The sequence below is a fragment of the Zobellella sp. DQSA1 genome (assembly GCF_041950555.1).
In the GTDB taxonomy this organism is placed as follows: Bacteria; Pseudomonadota; Gammaproteobacteria; order Enterobacterales; family Aeromonadaceae; genus Oceanimonas.
In genome coordinates this window covers 860,245-877,582 of sequence record NZ_CP169531.1, presented here as the reverse complement: position 1 = coordinate 877,582, position 17,338 = coordinate 860,245, and the positions used below count along the sequence as shown (strand labels likewise).

Genomic DNA, 17,338 nt, shown 5'->3' with positions numbered 1-17,338 from the left:
TCACCCCAGGTTGTTGATAAGCTCGGACAATATCATATGGGTTTTCACCGTCTTGATATTGGGCATGTTTTCGATCTGGCCACGTACCTCGTCCAGCCGGACCATGGAGGCCGCCTCCACATACACCAGCATGTCGGTTTCGCCGCTGATGGTATAGCACAGCTTCACCTCGGGAATGGTACGCAGCAGGGCGGCGTATTGTTCGCAGCGGTGCACATGATAATGCAGTTCAAAATAGGCGCGCACCGCGCCCCCGCCGCCACCGATACGGGCGTGATAACCACGGATAATACCCCGCTCTTCCAACTGGCGGATGCGCTCGGACACCGCCGAGCGGGACAGGCTCACTTCCCGGGCGATGCTCGCCACCGCCATGCGGGCATTGCCGGCCAGCAGGGCCACTATCTGTTGATCGAACTTGTCCACCCGAAGCCTTTCTCCCGCCGCCGGCGAAACGGCGGCACAAAGCGACGAACTGCCGCCGGCAAACGGCGTTTTGCAGCGTCGTAATATGATGCGTGGGCGGTAATATATCAGAATTATCAGGCTCGGAATCGAAACAAAATGGCACGTTTGAACAAGGAACTGGGGCTGGCCTACGGCACCGGCATGATGGCCACCTCCCTGCTCGGCACCGGTATCTTCGTGGTACCGGCGGTGGCCGCCGGTATCGCCGGGGAGGACTCGCTATGGGCCTGGCTGGGATTGATGCTGCTGGTGCTGCCGGTGGCCTTCAGCTTCGCCCGCCTGGGTCAGTGTTTTCCCCATGCCGGCGGGGCACCGCACCTGATCGGCCGGGGCCTGGGACAGCCGATGGAAAAGCTGGCCGCCTTTCTGTTCCTGGCGGTGCTGCCAGTCGGCCTTCCCGCCGCCCTGACCCTGACCGCCGGCTTCTGGCACGCCCTGTTCGACCTTTCCGCCGGCGGCGATCTGCTGGTACAGCTCGGCACCCTGGGCCTTATCCTGTTGCTCGGCAGCCGCAAAACCCGGGCCTCCGGCCTGGTGCAGGTGCTGATCGCCCTGGCCATAGTATTGCTGTTGCTGGCCATCTGGTGGTCGGGAGGTCTGCTGGCAGCACCGCCCGCCCTGCCGCCCCTAAATCAGGTGCAATGGGGCCTGCTGCCCACCGCTCTGGGGGTGATGTTCTGGTGTTTCGTAGGGCTGGAAGCCTTTACCCACATGGGGGAAGAGTTCAAAAATCCCCGGCGGGACTTTCCCCTGGCGTTGCTGTTCGGGGTGCTGCTAGCGGGCCTGGTCTATCTGGCCTGCGCCCTGGCGGTGATCCGCTTCGGGGTGTTCGGCAGTGAACTGGCCAATACCACCTCCATCCCTACCCTGATGGCCGGGCTGTTCGGCGAAGGCGGGCGCTGGGCGGCGGCCCTGGTGGGCTACCTCGCCTGCTTCGCCAGCATCAATATCTATATCCAGGGATTTGCCCGGCTGCTGTGGAGCCTGGCGGACGAGGGCAAGCTACCCACGGGGCTGGCTCGCCTTAACCGCAACGGCGCCCCCTTCCGCGCCCTGGCCTGGGTGATCGGCGTGTGCGCTCTCTGCACCCTGGCCGCCTGGCTGTTCCGGCTGCCGCTGGATACCCTGATCCGCTACGCCAACGGCAACTTTATCCTGGTCTACCTGCTCGCCATGGTGGCGGGGGTGAAGCTGCTCACCGGCCCCTGGCGCGCCCTCGCCGCCCTGGCCAGCCTACTGTGCCTGGCCGTGCTGCTCTCGCTCGGGCAGGAGGCGGGCTACGCCCTGGCCCTGGGCGCGGGCTTTTTGGGCTGGCGCGCCTGGCGCAGGAAAAAATCCTGCCAGCCGCTGCCCCCCGAAACCCTGGCCTGAAGGGGTGTTGTGTTAGACGCGATTTCAATCGCGTGGCCGACAGTACGAGTCCCCACCGCCGGCGGGATCCCGTGACTGAAGTCACACCGACGGGAAGCGCTTACGGCTGCAGGCCTGCCAGAACCGTTCTGACCGCCCTCACTCTGTCGCCATCGCACCCGAGGTAATCCCCCGGATCCTGGCCGCCCATGGCCAGGGTCGCCGGCCGGCCACGGCGCACCGAGGCGGAAAGGTGCACCTCGTCCACTCCGGTTCGTCGCACCAGCTCGGCCACATTGGCGGCATCGACCCCGGCGCCGGCCATCACCCGGATCCGTCCTCTGGCCGCCGCCACCATCTGCGCCAACACTCCGGCGCCGTCGGGAGCACTGGCCGCCTGCCCGGAAGTAAGCACCCGCTGGCAACCCAGTACTATCAGCAATTCGAGATCCGCCCGCCAGTCACGGCTGAGATCCAGGGCCCGATGAAAAGTCACCTCCAGCCCCTTGGCACGCTCCAGCAGCCGCTCCAGCACGGCCTGGTCCACCCGATCTTCGGCGTTCAGGGGGCCCAGCACCACCCCGGCGAGCCCGGCGGCACGAACCGCGTCGATATCCAGCAACATGGTCTCTATCTCTGCTTCATCGTAGACGAAGTCCCCCATGCGTGGACGGATCATGGCATGGACGGGTACCCCGCAGGCCGCCGCCTGCCGCATCAAGCCCGGGCTCGGGGTCAGTCCGCCCAGGGCCAGAGCAGCACACAGCTCGATACGATCGGCTCCCGCCGCCACGGCGGCGAGCAGCGAGCTGACGTTATCGACACAGATTTCCAGTTTCATGATAAAGACTCCGGCAAGGATAAAAAGCGATAATCCCGTGTCATCCCTTCCCACGGGAAAGAGACGACCCGCCGCAAACGGCGGGCTAAAAACAAGGGGCAGAGCCAATTTGCTATTGGCTCTGCCCCTTGTTTTCCCTTGAAGAAAGGCCCAGCTAGTTCCGCCCTTGCTCCCTGGCCCTCATGGCCCCCCACAACACCGCCAGCCAGAAGGCGTACACCATGACCCCGCTATTGTGGCCAAAGAACACTTGGGAAAGGCCGAAATCAATAAAGGCCACCGACAACAGCGTGCCGGCGGTAGCCAGGGCCCGCAACTCCATGTCCGGCGTGTTCAGGCGCCGGGCGAACAGACGCAGCGGAACCAGATAAAGTGCCAGCAATGACAGCAGGCCCAGGATGCCCCTGCGGGCAAAGTTATCCAGCAACTCGTTATGGGCATGTTGCTCCGCCGCGAACTGGGTGACTTTGCCCTGGTCCGCCAGGGCCTGCATGCCTGCCTGATAACCATGCCAGCCCCAGCCGGTGAGCGGCTTCTCAGCGATCAGCCGGAATGCGCCCTGCCACATGTCAAAACGGGCGCCAAGGGAGGTCAGCCTATCCCCTTGCCGGTACAGCTCGATATCGGTAAAGGCCTGCGCCACCCTTTCCTGGACTCCCGTCTGAGGCAGGACATAGGCCAGGACGCCCAAAGCCAGCAAGGTGGCCAACGCCAGCATGCTCAGCCGTCGGCCCAGGTTCTGGCCATATGCCCGGTAAAGCACCCAGAACACAAAAGGCAGCCCGATCCAGCCTCCCCGGCTGCCCGACAGCAACGAGCCCAGGGCGCCGGCGCTGGCCCCCAGCAGCAGCAGCGCCATCCATCGTCGGGAGTTCGGCTGCACCGCCGCCCACCCCAAACCGGCCAGGCAGAAAATCCCCATCAGCATGCTGATGTTGCCAAACTGGATCACATGAGTGTAACCGGTGGCCCGTTCAATGCCTGCCCCGAAGGTTTGCCACAATGCCCAGGATGACGTCAGCAGCGAACCCAGTACCAGCCCGGCCCACATGAAAGCCAGCCGGGGGGGGTAGGCCAGGACGAACAGCAATACGGGCACGGCAAACATAAAGCGGCTGGGCCGGTCGAAAGCGCTGCTCCTGGCTCCTTCCAGCCAGAGATGCAGCATGAAAAACAGGCTGTACAGCACCAGCACCGCCATGAGCAGCTTGTCTGCCTTTTGCAGTTGCAGCTCAGGCCTCGTCCACAGCAAAGTCACGCTGCCCAGCAGCAGCAGGATGGAACCATAACTGTAGCCACTGGGCACAATCAGGGCGATGGCGCCCATTAAAAAAACAGCCAGGCTGCTGTAGAGCCTGGCCAGGGAAAGGTGATGGATTTCAGAATACGACATGATGTTAATATGCATTCTTGTTGATGAACCCCTTAAACACGGTGAGCAGTATGATCTTCAAATCCAGCCATACCGACCAGTTGTCAATATACCACAGGTCGTGATCCACCCGTTTTTCCATCTTCTCCAGGGTATCCGTCTCGCCACGCAAACCATTGACCTGGGCCCAGCCGGTGATTCCCGGCTTGACCTTGTGCCTCCGCATGTAGGACTCCACGATGTCTTTGTAATATTCGTTATGGGCAAGGGCATGGGGGCGGGGTCCGACAATCGACATGCGTCCCTGCAGTACATTCAGGAACTGCGGCAATTCATCCAGTGAAGTCCGGCGCAAGAAGGCGCCCAAAGAAGTAACACGCGCATCACCTTTGGTCGCCTGGGTCACCTGTCCGCCCTGCTCCTGGTGCACCTGCATGGAGCGGAACTTGTATACCTTGACGCATTTCCCGTTGACCCCGGTCCGGTACTGCTTGAACAGCACGGGCCCCGGCGACGTCAGCTTGATGGCAATGGCGATGACCAGGCAGACCGGCAAGACAAGCAGGCTGATAAGCCCCCCGATGAGCAGATCCTCCAGCCGCTTGACGACAGGGGCCATACCACTCATGGGAGTAACGCTGAGATCGATGGCGTAGTGACCCGCCACTTCGCTGATCCTGTGGTTGAGCAACTGCATATCCTTGAATTCGGGTATAAAACGCAGTTCCACCGTGTGATTGCGCAGGGTATAGAAGATGGTGCGTACCACCGCTCCCATCTCCATGGGAACACAGATCCACACCTCATTGGCACCGCTCTCTTCCACCCTGTTGGCCAGGATAGTCAGTTGCGCTTCATCCAGCTTCTGTTCGAAGCGGAACACCCCGGCGAGGCGGTATCCTTCCGCCGGCGAGGTTCGCATCCCCTTGCCCACCTTCAGCACATTTCTTCCGGGGCCGACCAGGAAGACCGAACGCTGCGACCACCCTTTGATACGGGCCTGGCGCAATCCCAGTTGTGCCAGGGCCCGGGCCCCGCCCGCGAAAACGAAAGACAGCAGCAGGGAAGCGCCGATCCAGAGCCGGGAGTAACGCTCCGCCGAATGAGAGAAATAAATGATGGAGGTGGCCAGGATGGCAACGGCAAGCAGCACCAGCGCCAACCGGATCAGCAGGGTATGAATACGGGTATTGCGCCAGCGGCTGTATCCGCCCAGCAGCGAGTTCAGCAGGACGACCAGCAGTGCCATCACCGCCATGGCCAGAAGGTAACGATCGTGCATCTGCCAATGGCCGAAGCGCCACCAGTGTGCCAGCACGCCACCGCCGACCACAGACAGCAGATCTACCACAGGAACCACTAACTGAGCGGGATAGCGCTCCGTTAATCCTCTAATCGACTTGGACATATACAGGCTCTCGGAATTATTTCTTCATCGACTGCAGCTGTTGAAGCACAGTGGCAAGCTCTTCCCGCCAGTCCGGCGGTGCGATACCAAAAGCCGTATCCAGTTTTTCACCGTCCAGCACCGACCAGGAAGGCCGGCGGGCGGGGGTGGGATATTCGCGGGTTTCGATGGCGTCGAGTACTGGTGGCCGTTCGACAAGGCCGAGCTTCCCCGCCTGCGCAAAGATCTCGGTGGCAAACTCATGCCAGCTGCAGGCCGGGGCGCCGCTGAAATGGTAGGTTCCCCATGCCAGGCGCCCCTGCTGCCGGTACTGTTCCACCAGCACCCAGATGGCCCGGGCGATAGCGCCGGCGGCAGTCGGCCCCCCGAATTGGTCCGCCACCACGCCCAGCTGGTTCCGCTCCTGCCCCAGTCTGATCATGGTTTTGACAAAATTGTTGCCATGGACGCCAAAGACCCAGCTGGTACGCAGGATGATATGCCTGGCACAATGGGCGGACAACAACAGTTCACCGGCCAGCTTGCTGGCGCCATAAACGCCATTGGGGCCGGTTTCGTCGGATTCCTTGTAAGGCTGGCGGGCGTTGCCCGAAAACACATAATCGGTGGAAATATGCAGCAGCGGAATGTCCCGCCGGGCGGCGGTCTGCGCCAGGCTTTTCACCCCCAGGGCGTTGACCTGCCAGGCTCGCTCCGATTCGGTCTCCGCCTTGTCCACCGCGGTATAGGCCGCGGCATTGACGATAAAGGCAGGATTGACCTTAGCTATTACCGCTTCCAGTTGCCCGGCGTCCGAAATATCAAGCTCGGCAGAGCCCAGCCCCCTGACCTCCAGTCCGGCGGGAGCGGAGGACATCAGCTCGCGGCCGACCTGGCCGTAAGCGCCAATTACCAGTACTCGCATATTGTTCATGCCTCATCCAACAACTGCGTTAATGTCGGGTTTTGCTGATCCTTGGCGGAGAGCAGGGGCTGTGCGATGGGCCAGCCGATGGCAACCGAGGGATCGTTCCAAAGCAGGCCACCCTCGTCGTCGGGAAAATAGTAGTCGGTGCATTTGTACTGAAAGTCGGCGACATCGCTCAATACACAAAAACCATGGGCATAACCGGGCGGTACCCACAGCTGGCGATGGTTTTCCTCGTTCAGCTCGACGCCCACGTACTGGCCGCAGGTGGGGGAGTTCGGATCGATGTCCACCGCCACGTCATAGACGGCCCCTCGGCTGACCCGAACCAGTTTGCCCTGCGGCCGGGTACGCTGAAAATGCAGGCCGCGCAGAACTCCCCGCTGGGAGCGGGAATGGTTGTCCTGTACGAAGGGCAACGAGATGCCCGCTTCGCGATAACGCTCCTCCTGGAAGGTTTCGACAAAAAAGCCGCGATGATCGCCAAACACCTTCGGCTCGATAATCAATACGCCGGGAAGCACCGTTTCAATGATCTTCATTTAACTTCCTCATGGGTGAGCAGATGCAACAAATACTGGCCATAACCGGTTTTGGCCAGGGACTCGGCCTGGGCATGCAGCCGGCTCTTGCCCAGCCAGCCCTGGCGATAGGCGATTTCCTCCAGGCAGGCCACCTTCAATCCTTGCCGGGCCTCGATGGTATGAATGAAGTGGCTGGCTTCCATCAGGGAGTCGTGGGTTCCGGTATCCAGCCAGGCGAAACCCCGCCCCAACCGGCTGACATGCAGATCGCCACGCTGCAGGTAGGCGTTGTTCACATCGGTGATTTCCAGCTCGCCACGCTCCGAAGGCCGGATGCGTTTGGCAATGTCGACCACGTCGTTGTCGTAGAAATACAGGCCGGTCACCGCATAACTGGACTTGGGCAGTTCCGGTTTTTCTTCAATGGAAACCGCCTTGCCGGCCTGATCGAACTCCACCACGCCGAACCGCTCGGGATCGGAAACATGGTAACCGAACACGGTGGCGCCCCGCTCGCGTTGCGCGGCCTCGCGCAGCATGGCGCTGAAGCCGTAGCCATAGAAAATGTTGTCACCCAGGATCAGGCACACATTGCTGTCGCCGATAAACTCCTCTCCGATCAGGAAGGCCTGGGCCAGGCCGTCGGGAGAGGGCTGCTCCGCATAGCTGAGCCGAATGCCAAAATCATCACCCTCCCCCAGCAGCTTGCGGAAATTGGGCAGGTCTTCCGGCGTCGATATGATCAACACATCCCGTATGCCGGCCAGCATCAGTACCGACAGCGGGTAGTAAATCATGGGTTTGTCGTAGACCGGCAGCAGTTGCTTGGAAACGCCCCGGGTGATGGGGTGCAGCCGGGTTCCCGAGCCTCCGGCGAGAATGATGCCCTTCATGATGATTCCCCCAGACGGCCCAGGCGGTAGCTGCCGCTCAGTACGCCCTGCCACCAGTCCCTGTTGTCCAGGTACCACAGCACGGTTTTGCGGATGCCGCTCTCGAAGGTTTCCGCCGGTTTCCAGCCCAGTTCCCGTTCGATTTTGGCGGCATCGATGGCATAGCGGAGATCATGGCCGGGCCTGTCGGTCACGAAGGTGATCAGATCCCGGTAGCGGGCCACGCCGGCCGGCTTGTCGACCGCCAGCTCTTCCAGCAGATCGCAGAGGGTATGCACCACCTCGAGATTGGTTTTTTCGTTATGTCCGCCGATATTGTAGGTTTCGCCCACTTTGCCTCTGGTCACCACCTCGACCAGCGCCCGGGCATGATCCTCCACATAGAGCCAGTCGCGGATCTGCTCTCCAGTGCCGTAGACCGGCAGAGGCTTGCCCGCCAGGGCATTGAGAATCATATGGGGGATCAGCTTTTCCGGGAAGTGGTAGGGGCCGTAGTTATTCGAACAATTGGTCACCAGCACGGGCAGGCCGTAGGTTCTGTGCCAGGCCCGCACCAGGTGATCCGAGCTGGCCTTGGATGCCGAATAGGGTGAACTGGGGGCGTATGGCGTGGTTTCGGTAAAGAGGTCGTCGGTTCCCTCGAGATCGCCGAATACCTCGTCCGTGGAGATATGGTGGAAGCGGAAGCCGGCTTTTTCCGACTCCGGCAGCCGGTTCCAGTAGCGTCGGGCGGCTTCCAGCAGGGTGTAGGTACCGACGATATTGGTATTGATAAAGTCCGCCGGGCCGTCGATGGAACGGTCGACATGGCTCTCCGCCGCCAGGTGCATCACCGCCGTCGGCTTGAACCCGGCAAAGATCTTATCCAGCAAGGCCGCGTCACAGATGTCGGCGTGATAAAAACGGTAGCGATCCGAAGCGGATACGGCAGACACCGACTCCAGGTTGCCGGCATAGGTAAGTTTATCGACATTGGCCACATCGTGGGCGGTATCGGCAACCAGGTGACGGATGACGGCCGAGCCGATAAAACCGGCGCCACCGGTGACAAGAATTCTATGAGTCATAATAATCCGGTTCAGTTAGAGGGATACCACTGCAGCAGGAGTTCTTCATACTCCTTCAACACCTGGCTCCAGGTAAAGCGCTCGTTGAAGCGAACAAGGCTGGCGGACTTCATCCGCTCGATGGCCGACTCGTCCATCAGAATGTGATCGAACAATTCGGCACAGGCAACTTCGTCCTTGAAATACACCGCGTCCGGGCCAGCCACCCAGCGATTGAAATGATTGTCGTGGGCAACCACGGCGCAGCCGGCACCCAGTGCCTCGACCAGGGAGGGGTTGGTACCGCCGACCCGGTGGCCATGCAGATAGAAGCGGCAGAAATAGCGCAACGCCTGTACGATGGGAGCGTCGTAAATGGCCCCCGGGAATATCACTTCGTCGCTGGCCGCATTCATCACCTCGCGATGGTAGGCGTTGCTATCCGGCGAAAAGTTGCCCAGGACGACCAGTTTATGGTGCCGAGGCTTCCGGCTGAAGGCCTTGACCATTTCCAGAAAGGAATTCTCGGGCTCCGGGCGGGCAATGATAACCGAAAACTGGCTGGGTTCTACCCCATAAGGTGCCAGCAAGCTTGCATCGGCAGAGCTCACGTCATCGCCCCCATAAGGGATCATGGTGATCTTGTCCCTGCGGACCCGGGTGGCCAGGTGATCCTTGATCCTGGGATGATCGGCCACCAGGTGATTACCGATCCAGCACCCCGCCCGCTCGTTCAGCCAGAACCAGGTTTTGGCGACAATGCCCCATTTATCCCGGCGCCATTCAATGCCGTCCATATTGATGATATTTTTCTGTCCCTTCACCCTCTGCATAAAGTTAAAAACGGCAGTATTGTATCCTAATGTGAGGAACAGGCCATCTTGGGACAATGCATGCCTTGTCGCCTTCCAATCAAAGATGATAGTCCCAAGGGCGCCTTGATTAGTAACTGGAATATGAATCCGATGAACACCATTCCAGACACTTTCCCTGATATGCTCTCCAGAATCCTCTTGGCAATAAACCGTCACCTTCCATCCGTTAGATACAAGATGAAGAGACAGTTTTTCAGCAAAAGTTTCAAATCCTCCATGCTTTGCGGGAACACCACGTATACCTAAAATGTAAATAGACTTTAACAAATTAAATTCCAGCCAGATAAAAATCGTTACAATTTAAAAAATGTTCGTATATTTTCCTGATAACTTTCGATGGAGAATCTACGCTTAAAGTCATCAAGAGCAGCGCTACTCATCTCTTCAAATTTTTCGGGTGTAACATCCAACAACCTGTAAATTAGCGATAGCAATTCATCTTTATCATTGGGTCTAAACAAGAAACCATTAATGCCATCATTAACAACCTCAATCAATCCTCCATGAGCAGCAGCGATGACAGGTTTACCATAAGAAAAAGCCTCGATGGCAACCCTTCCAAAAGGCTCTGGCTTCGTTGAAGCAACAACAACATAATCGGCCCAAGAGTAATGCTCAGATGGCTCGGAACTAAACGGAAGCAGAGAAATCATCTCTCCAAGCTCATGTTCAGCAATAATCTTTCTTAACTCATCAACCAGGAATTCATAACCTTCGAATGGGCTACCTACAATTCTTACTTTTATTAGCTTACGGATACTGGATGGAAGTTCACTTAAAGATTGGAGTAAAAAAAACTGTCCCTTCCAGTCATTAATTCTTCCTATCATGAGTAAATTAATGAACGTCAAACGATCACTTCCATTATGTTTTCCATTAAGGGAGTCAATGCTGGCATGGTGTACACCATTATAAATAACTTTCCCTGTCAAATTAAATGCCTGCTTTGTTGCATTGGAATTGAATATCAATTCAGCACCTGAAAACTTCAGAACAAAACGAAACACCTTCAACTGGAATCCTGTCGGTATTTCTCTTACATGGCAGACAATTCTTTTGGATGTAAAACGATAAATACCTGCAGCAAGTAATGCAGAAAACATAACAACCGTATTGATATAAACAACTTGGTACTTTCTGAAAAGATTGATATAAAATAAAAAACCAAAAATTAAATTAAAGACAAAACTAAAGGGTCTATTCAGCTCTCTCTTTCTGAGCACTCCTTTTTTATAGTAAAACAGCCTTACAGAATCAATATCAATTAGCTCTTTAGTCAACTCCCCTTCTGCAGGAAGAACGACATCGACTTTTTCACTTTTACAAAAAGCATCGACAGCTGCTAAAAAACTTCTATCTGAACCATATAGCTCGGTTCCTTGATGCAAACACAGAATCCTATCTAAACTCATATTTTCAAAACCAACCTATTGCAGAGTAAATTTTTATTTTCAATATCACCTCGAAATACATTATCACTTCAAGATGATTTCGCTTTGGTTTTGAAAAGATGAAATATTGACAAGCCAACTCGCAGAAAGCTGATATTACGCCTTACAACAGACAACTTAAGCGCATAATAAATTATATAGAAAAACAATTTAACCTGATAACACTTGACGTCATCAAAAATGATTGACCATGCCTCAGCTAGCTTTTTATGACGAACAACTTGTTCATTAACAGGCATCAGATTATCTCTTAATGCCGAATGATGAACCATTGTAGCACTCAGCAAGAATAGTTGAGAGAATCTCTTCGAATAATCAATAAAAAAACGGGTATCCACACCATAAAAACTCAATCTTTCATCGAACTTCAAACCAGCAACAAACACATCTCGACTAACAACTGTTCCGCTCATCATAGCAACAATATTTTTCGATCCCATCACGCCACCAAGTAAGGAATAGCCCGGCAATCGCTTCCCTTTAATACTTCTAATTTGCCCTGGGGAAATAACAGTATCATTAAAAGAAATTTTAGGGACGGCAATGTATGTATTACTGGAGAAAAATTCAGGGAGAGACGAAAGATATTCATCGTCAATCAAAGAATCATCATCAAGGAAGACGAACCAATCAACATCATCAGAGTCAAATACAATTCTGTTGTAAGCAACCGATAGTTTTTCATTTACACCATAGTGATAATATTTAACCGGCCCAGGAAGATGTTTCAAAGTGTGCTCGCCATAACCATCCAACGAGTTATCCCATATAGCAAACGATGGTTCTATACCATATTTTTCGAAAATCTTCTCTGATAATGAGATTATCGTAGAACTTGCTTCAGGGTGAGTTTTATACAGAACCACTAAGAATAGAATTTTCTTCATGAATTTTGATAAACTCCAAATCTTATAAGATGAACAAAGTCAAACAAGAACTGCAATATCAGACTCATTTTTAACAATTTTATTTTTTATAGTATTAGCAACAGCTTGCCTACTCAGGCACATTAGATAAAATATAAAGAAGAAATAGTAAACCGAACCCGCAACATGTTGGAAAGTACATAAAAATATGAAAGTAGAAAACTGAGCATATACAAAATCACGATAATAATGGGAGACGGCCGAAGTCAACATTTTATAGATAACATATAACAAAAGAAATGATAGCATTCCCATTTCTAGTAATGTATAGATAAAAAACGAGTCAAACATACCAGGAAAAGATCCAAGACCATACCCCACCAGATTAAACTCAAGAGCAAGATAATTATACTGAACCAACCTGCCCAATGATGAGGAGTCAATCCCAATTCCTTCTCCTGTCATCAGATAAAAAACCATCAGTAAGAATGTAACAGAAGGAACTAAAAACATGGTTATTTTTTTCAAATTCAGGCAATGTGAAAACTTATAAAAAAACATAACAAAGAAGGAAAAAAACACCATCAAAAAACCGGCTCTAACCTGTGTGACATAAATAAAGGCAAGCATGAAAAAGAAGAGAACAACATTAAAAACAAAAAATTCCTTTCTCATTCCTAATAATTGATAAAGAAAAAATATTGCGCAAAAGGCATAAATATACGACGCGGTCAAAGCGGAAACAATAAAGCCTGAAGACCTTAATTCATCACCTCTTATGACTTGGTATACCAGCTGACCAGGGTTATAATTTTGATATAATTCAAGCTTAGATTGAAGGAGAGATTGATACCGCCAAATAGACTCATAATCCCCGCTAAAAGTCGCATAATCCCAAACAGATATCATACCATTAAGCATAACCATAAAAATACCAAAACAGAAAACAAGTCTTATATTTATGACATCAAAATATTTAATGCTTAACAAAAGAGAACATAATACTAATGGTAGGAAAATGGCTCTAAAATCAACATAGATCATTCTTACAGGAAGTGAATCAAAAAAACCAACCATGGCTGCGAATAATGCCATGCTTATAATCACCAATATCTTTATTGCATCAGCTATCTCAAACTTTCTCCTCAGCAACAAAGCAACGAAGGCGGTCATAACTAAAATTTCAAAGAACAGCTTTATTGAAAATATGTCAAACCCCAAGGCCGTTTTAAGGTAAAAAGAGATATAATCGTAGAAAAACGCCCAAAAAACGATAAAACACGCGAGAATTGTTTTACCCTTTCTCGCCGATACCAGAAGGGATGATATAGAAAAAAACAAAACAATGACTAACAATTCAGCTAAAGAGGACATCATCTTAACAGTCTATCTATAAAGTCATTAGCCACTTTTTTCTGCAGAGACACAGTTTCCAGAATGTGTTTTTTTGAAACAGAAATGGCGTCTAAAGCATGACTACTGATTTCATCTTCATTGCATTGTTTATTCAACCCCTCCACCCCCCAGTCTTTCAGGTATACAGCGACTTTCTCTATGCTTTTATTAAGCGCCACATGTGGTACACCAAAACTCATGGAAGTAATAACACCATGTAAACTGGTACCAATATATAGGGATGAATTCTTTATAACCGACATCAATTCAAAGACATTAAGAGTGTCTGATATCAAATAAAAATCGTCCCTGCTTTCTTTTTTTGCCCTTTCATATAAGTAACTCAGTGGCTTGACGTCCTCATGACCGAGTGCATGGCCAATCGCACAGAGCAAGATCATGCAACCCGTTAATTCTGAAAGTTTTTTAAGTTCGGCATATATAACATCCAAATCGGTGTATTTCTCATTGCCTACTTGGAAAAATATATATTCTGGGGGTAAATTATATTGACGTGAAACATCTCTATGTTCCAGCTCATGATGAAAAACTTGATCCATTAATATTGCCGAATCAGGAACCAACTCAACGTTAAGTTCTGAGAACGAGCTTTTTATTGATGTATATGTTACATGATCTCTTACACCAATAACCTCTGATTTGGATATATTGTCAACAAATTTTTTCCGTTTATTGTCTGACCATCTAGCCAGGGCTGCACCACCTACCGCATTAAATCGAATGCTAACCGTTGAACTGATCTCTTCAGAGGAGAAAGCAAAAGGATATTTACTCCTCCCTCGACACAGCAACCTGGCTGCATAAGAAAAAATACCTACCCGCCTGTCTAGATATTTTGAAAATCTATTACCATAAATAAAATCAAAAAAACCATTCACATAGGAATATAAGTCAGCCCACGAAGTACAAAGCGACTCTCCGCCAGCAATGATAACTTTGTCTCCATCAACAGTATTTTTGTAAAAACTGGAGATAGGTAATGTTTTCACTGCACCATAACGACTTAAATCGCTATGTATTAAACCATAGTATTCACTATCTGCACCTATGGAATCGAGTTTATTCTTGATAATAAGGGAAAAAAGAAGATCACCATAGTTGTATCTATCAAACGGACCAATCACTCTGTATGTCATATCCAAGATCTCTCCAGATCACGAACAATAATCAATTTCACTACAATAGCAACCATATAGAATCCCAAAACAGAGGTAGCAACAGCGATAGCATTTATGCTATCTCCCACCCATAAAATGGAGAGAAAAAGAGTAGCTAGTAATAATGAAAAAACGTTGGAATTCAGTATAGCTCTATCTCTGCCATGACAATACAGGACATAATGATAGAACATGTTAACAGCGCTCAAAAATATCCCTGACATCACAAGCAAGAAGAGAGAAAATCTGCCCTTAAAATCCAGCAAATCATTGTCAAAAAATAAGCTTAAGAATATTAATGATATAGGAATTCCAAGTGTTGCCACTCCCCCAACAGCCAGCGTACTAAGAAGCATTGACTGCCTGGACATTATATACGCGGGCTTGTCATTTTCAGAAATTGCAATAATCAATCTTGGATAGCTCTGGGCAGCACCTATAAAATTTAAGATAGCACCCGCGGCAGCAGCAATACTTGTATAAAATACATAAACACCTAGTGTGTTGGCGGTATCAAACATTCCCACCAAAACTCGATCACCAACACTCACAAATCGAACAACAAGCGTACTGATTAAAAATAATGAGCTTTTTTTCAATATATCAAAGAGCCAGGAAAAATCTATAATTGGATATAGAGCACTTTTAAAAAAGAAAAACCTAAGATACACACCGGCAAGAAGATTAAAAACAAAACCTAATGAAGCCCAAAAAACAAACACATATTCTATTGCAGGTTTATATTCGGAAACAAAATAGAAGATCACAAAAAACACAGGCCAGATGGCATTCTTAATAAAAATAAAAATTGCCGCATCTAATGTTCTACCCAGCGCAATAAATCTCCTATATATTTCTTGCCCTGACAACTCTATAAAACACAACAAAAAAACATATAAATCCAGCGTTGGCTGTTTTGAATACCACGACACATAGACAATAAAAAACACAGACATCAATATGGAGTTAACTAGAATAACCCCATGCTGCCTTCTTATTAGAGGAACCCACTCAATACTATTCTTTATACCCATCCTGTTTACACTGGCATGCGTTTCCAAACCAAGAAAATAGATAGAATAACTAGCCAACGCTGCCGCCAGGCCATAAACACCAACATCTTCAAGAGAGTAGTATAAACCAAGAAAAAGTATAAACAAGAATTTGACAGCTATCGCACCGACTCTCAAACTGAAAGAAAAAAATTTCAACATGTTATATAATCAACCATAAACCACGAAGCTATATTCAATGTTACAACCCTTTATGTAGCCACTCCGAACTATAGATAACAGAGAAGAAGAATGCCATCAGGACAGGATGAAGGATGACGGAATTATTAAAAGACCGCGTCCGTTCATGGCGATAAGCTAATATGAAAGAGACAGTATATGTACAGCAGGTAGTGGTGGTAAATAATTTACTCTTGCTCTGCAATACTCAGCCTGACTTTACTAAAAAACTCTATCAGGAAAACAACCAAAACAGAAAAAACAATGGCAAAAGCAGCTATCGCCATCATGATAACCCTCTTACCAATACCTTTAGTCTCAAGACTTTGAACTGCTTGCTCGGCAGCCTCTCCTTCCTTCATGTTGTTCATTTGCATTTCTAATGTTGCTATTTGACTAGCATAACTAATGATCAACTCACTCGCGTTTACTGCACTAGACTCCATGGCTCTTTCCTGCAACGCCTTTACAGACAACAACTGATTTTCAAATGAGCTTTTACGACGCATAAAAAGGATACGTTGTTCTTTCTCTAGAGCATCAACCAACCCCTGGTGCAGCTGGTTGACTAACCCCTCATCTGCCTCTTTTGCTTCAGATATCAACAATATAATACCCGTATCTTTTGGAGCAATGACTTTTATATCAAATGGAAGCGATTCAAGGTTATGCTGTTGCCGCAAGGTACGTACCTGTGGAATAAGATATATACTGTTAACTTTCGTCAACAATGCAGAAGGACTCTCCAGTGGAGTTTGGATATCAACTTCAGCAAGAGAGTATACAGTAGTATATTCATATTTCTTCGGCATCATCATTACTGCAATCAGAGATAATAATATTACCAAAAAAAATACACTTACCATTACTTTCCAACGTTTCACCAAAATTTTGGCTAAATCAACGAATGAAATACTTTCATCCTGATAATAAGGATAAGCAGGCAATGCTGGAAACACCCTTGCATTTTCTTGATCTTGCTCTTTGCTCATAAGTTACGCTTCCAGATAAATGTTGTATGTAAGAATATGGATAATTTCATTTCAAGCACGCTACCGCCCGTAGGGTTACATCCGGCCACTCCCCCACGACCCGTACAGCAAGCTGTACTAAAACATGGCGTACCAGGTTCTGCTTCTGCCGAGATCAGGCGACGCCTCATCGGTGGCAGCGTGGTACACGTTTTACGATAAACCCTAGCGTATTAAGCAAAAACAGGGAGGCAGTCTACTAAAACTGCGAGTTGCGATAAACCGACAACTCAACCCTTTGACAGAGCCCCTCTCCAACCCAAAATATTAAAAATAATTCTTATTTAGATCCTCAGATATAAATCCAACCGATATCGGCAATGGCTGAAGATGCATAGTACGTGGCCCAAGGGTCCGAATTCATGCCTTTTGGCAGGCTTTGTGCCTAAAATTGGCGGAAGTGGTATCGATCATGTTCAGATGGGTACGGATCATGCGGTTACATAACTGATGCTACATCGACCGGGCACCGCACGCAGACACGCCGTGAACCCATCATCT

The 17,338-nt window shown here is 50.4% G+C and carries 16 protein-coding genes; 1 reads left to right on the top strand and 15 read right to left on the bottom strand.

Annotated features, from left to right (window positions below; genetic code table 11):
* On the bottom strand, positions 1–426 hold the full coding sequence (locus ACEVBK_RS04260; protein WP_375057351.1) for an Lrp/AsnC family transcriptional regulator: 426 nt from the start codon (positions 424–426) through the stop codon (positions 1–3).
* A gap of 138 nt (positions 427–564) precedes the next feature.
* Here ACEVBK_RS04260 and yjeH point away from each other — a divergent pair, with 138 nt between their 5' ends.
* On the top strand, positions 565–1,839 hold the full coding sequence (yjeH, locus tag ACEVBK_RS04255) for an L-methionine/branched-chain amino acid transporter (protein ID WP_375057350.1): 1,275 nt from the start codon (positions 565–567) through the stop codon (positions 1,837–1,839).
* A 100-nt stretch (positions 1,840–1,939) separates the two neighbouring features.
* On the opposite strand, the gene ACEVBK_RS04250 is transcribed toward yjeH, so the two are convergent.
* The 14 genes from ACEVBK_RS04250 to ACEVBK_RS04185 form a co-directional block, all read right to left on the bottom strand.
* Positions 1,940–2,659, bottom strand: a complete 720-nt coding sequence (locus ACEVBK_RS04250) for a copper homeostasis protein CutC (RefSeq protein WP_375057349.1) — start codon at positions 2,657–2,659, stop codon at positions 1,940–1,942.
* 154 nt (positions 2,660–2,813) lie between these two features.
* Complete coding sequence (locus ACEVBK_RS04245; protein WP_375057348.1) at positions 2,814–4,052, bottom strand: O-antigen ligase family protein; 1,239 nt, start codon at positions 4,050–4,052, stop codon at positions 2,814–2,816.
* 4 nt (positions 4,053–4,056) lie between these two features.
* Entirely contained in the window at positions 4,057–5,382 is a 1,326-nt protein-coding gene (locus ACEVBK_RS04240; RefSeq protein WP_375057347.1) for an undecaprenyl-phosphate glucose phosphotransferase, read from the bottom strand.
* Between the two features lie 73 nt (positions 5,383–5,455).
* On the bottom strand, positions 5,456–6,352 hold the full coding sequence (gene rfbD, locus ACEVBK_RS04235; protein WP_375057346.1) for a dTDP-4-dehydrorhamnose reductase: 897 nt from the start codon (positions 6,350–6,352) through the stop codon (positions 5,456–5,458).
* Positions 6,349–6,888: a dTDP-4-dehydrorhamnose 3,5-epimerase gene (rfbC, locus tag ACEVBK_RS04230; protein ID WP_375057345.1), complete on the bottom strand. Its 540-nt coding sequence runs from the start codon at positions 6,886–6,888 to the stop codon at positions 6,349–6,351. Before rfbC ends, rfbD begins: the two co-directional genes overlap by 4 nt.
* Complete coding sequence (gene rfbA / locus ACEVBK_RS04225) at positions 6,885–7,763, bottom strand: glucose-1-phosphate thymidylyltransferase RfbA (protein ID WP_375057344.1); 879 nt, start codon at positions 7,761–7,763, stop codon at positions 6,885–6,887. Before rfbA ends, rfbC begins: the two co-directional genes overlap by 4 nt.
* On the bottom strand, positions 7,760–8,830 hold the full coding sequence (rfbB, locus tag ACEVBK_RS04220) for a dTDP-glucose 4,6-dehydratase (protein ID WP_375057343.1): 1,071 nt from the start codon (positions 8,828–8,830) through the stop codon (positions 7,760–7,762). Before rfbB ends, rfbA begins: the two co-directional genes overlap by 4 nt.
* 11 nt (positions 8,831–8,841) lie before the next feature.
* Complete coding sequence (locus ACEVBK_RS04215) at positions 8,842–9,951, bottom strand: DUF1972 domain-containing protein (RefSeq protein WP_375057342.1); 1,110 nt, start codon at positions 9,949–9,951, stop codon at positions 8,842–8,844.
* Positions 9,952–9,977: 26 nt separating this feature from the next.
* Positions 9,978–11,072 (bottom strand): glycosyltransferase family 4 protein, encoded by a 1,095-nt coding sequence (locus ACEVBK_RS04210; RefSeq protein ID WP_375057341.1) that lies wholly within the window; start codon positions 11,070–11,072, stop codon positions 9,978–9,980.
* A gap of 92 nt (positions 11,073–11,164) precedes the next feature.
* On the bottom strand, positions 11,165–12,022 hold the full coding sequence (locus tag ACEVBK_RS04205) for a glycosyltransferase (RefSeq protein ID WP_375057340.1): 858 nt from the start codon (positions 12,020–12,022) through the stop codon (positions 11,165–11,167).
* A gap of 39 nt (positions 12,023–12,061) precedes the next feature.
* On the bottom strand, positions 12,062–13,378 hold the full coding sequence (locus ACEVBK_RS04200) for a hypothetical protein (RefSeq protein ID WP_375057339.1): 1,317 nt from the start codon (positions 13,376–13,378) through the stop codon (positions 12,062–12,064).
* Positions 13,375–14,553 carry a polysaccharide pyruvyl transferase family protein gene (locus ACEVBK_RS04195; RefSeq protein WP_375058512.1) on the bottom strand — a complete coding sequence of 393 codons (1,179 nt, stop codon included), beginning with the start codon at positions 14,551–14,553 and terminating at the stop codon, positions 13,375–13,377. Before ACEVBK_RS04195 ends, ACEVBK_RS04200 begins: the two co-directional genes overlap by 4 nt.
* Positions 14,550–15,788 carry a hypothetical protein gene (locus tag ACEVBK_RS04190; protein WP_375057338.1) on the bottom strand — a complete coding sequence of 413 codons (1,239 nt, stop codon included), beginning with the start codon at positions 15,786–15,788 and terminating at the stop codon, positions 14,550–14,552. Before ACEVBK_RS04190 ends, ACEVBK_RS04195 begins: the two co-directional genes overlap by 4 nt.
* A 206-nt stretch (positions 15,789–15,994) precedes the next feature.
* The gene (locus tag ACEVBK_RS04185) at positions 15,995–16,798 is read right to left on the bottom strand and encodes a Wzz/FepE/Etk N-terminal domain-containing protein (RefSeq protein ID WP_375057337.1); all 804 of its coding nucleotides are present in this window, start codon (positions 16,796–16,798) and stop codon (positions 15,995–15,997) included.
* Positions 16,799–17,338: the final 540 nt, after the last annotated feature.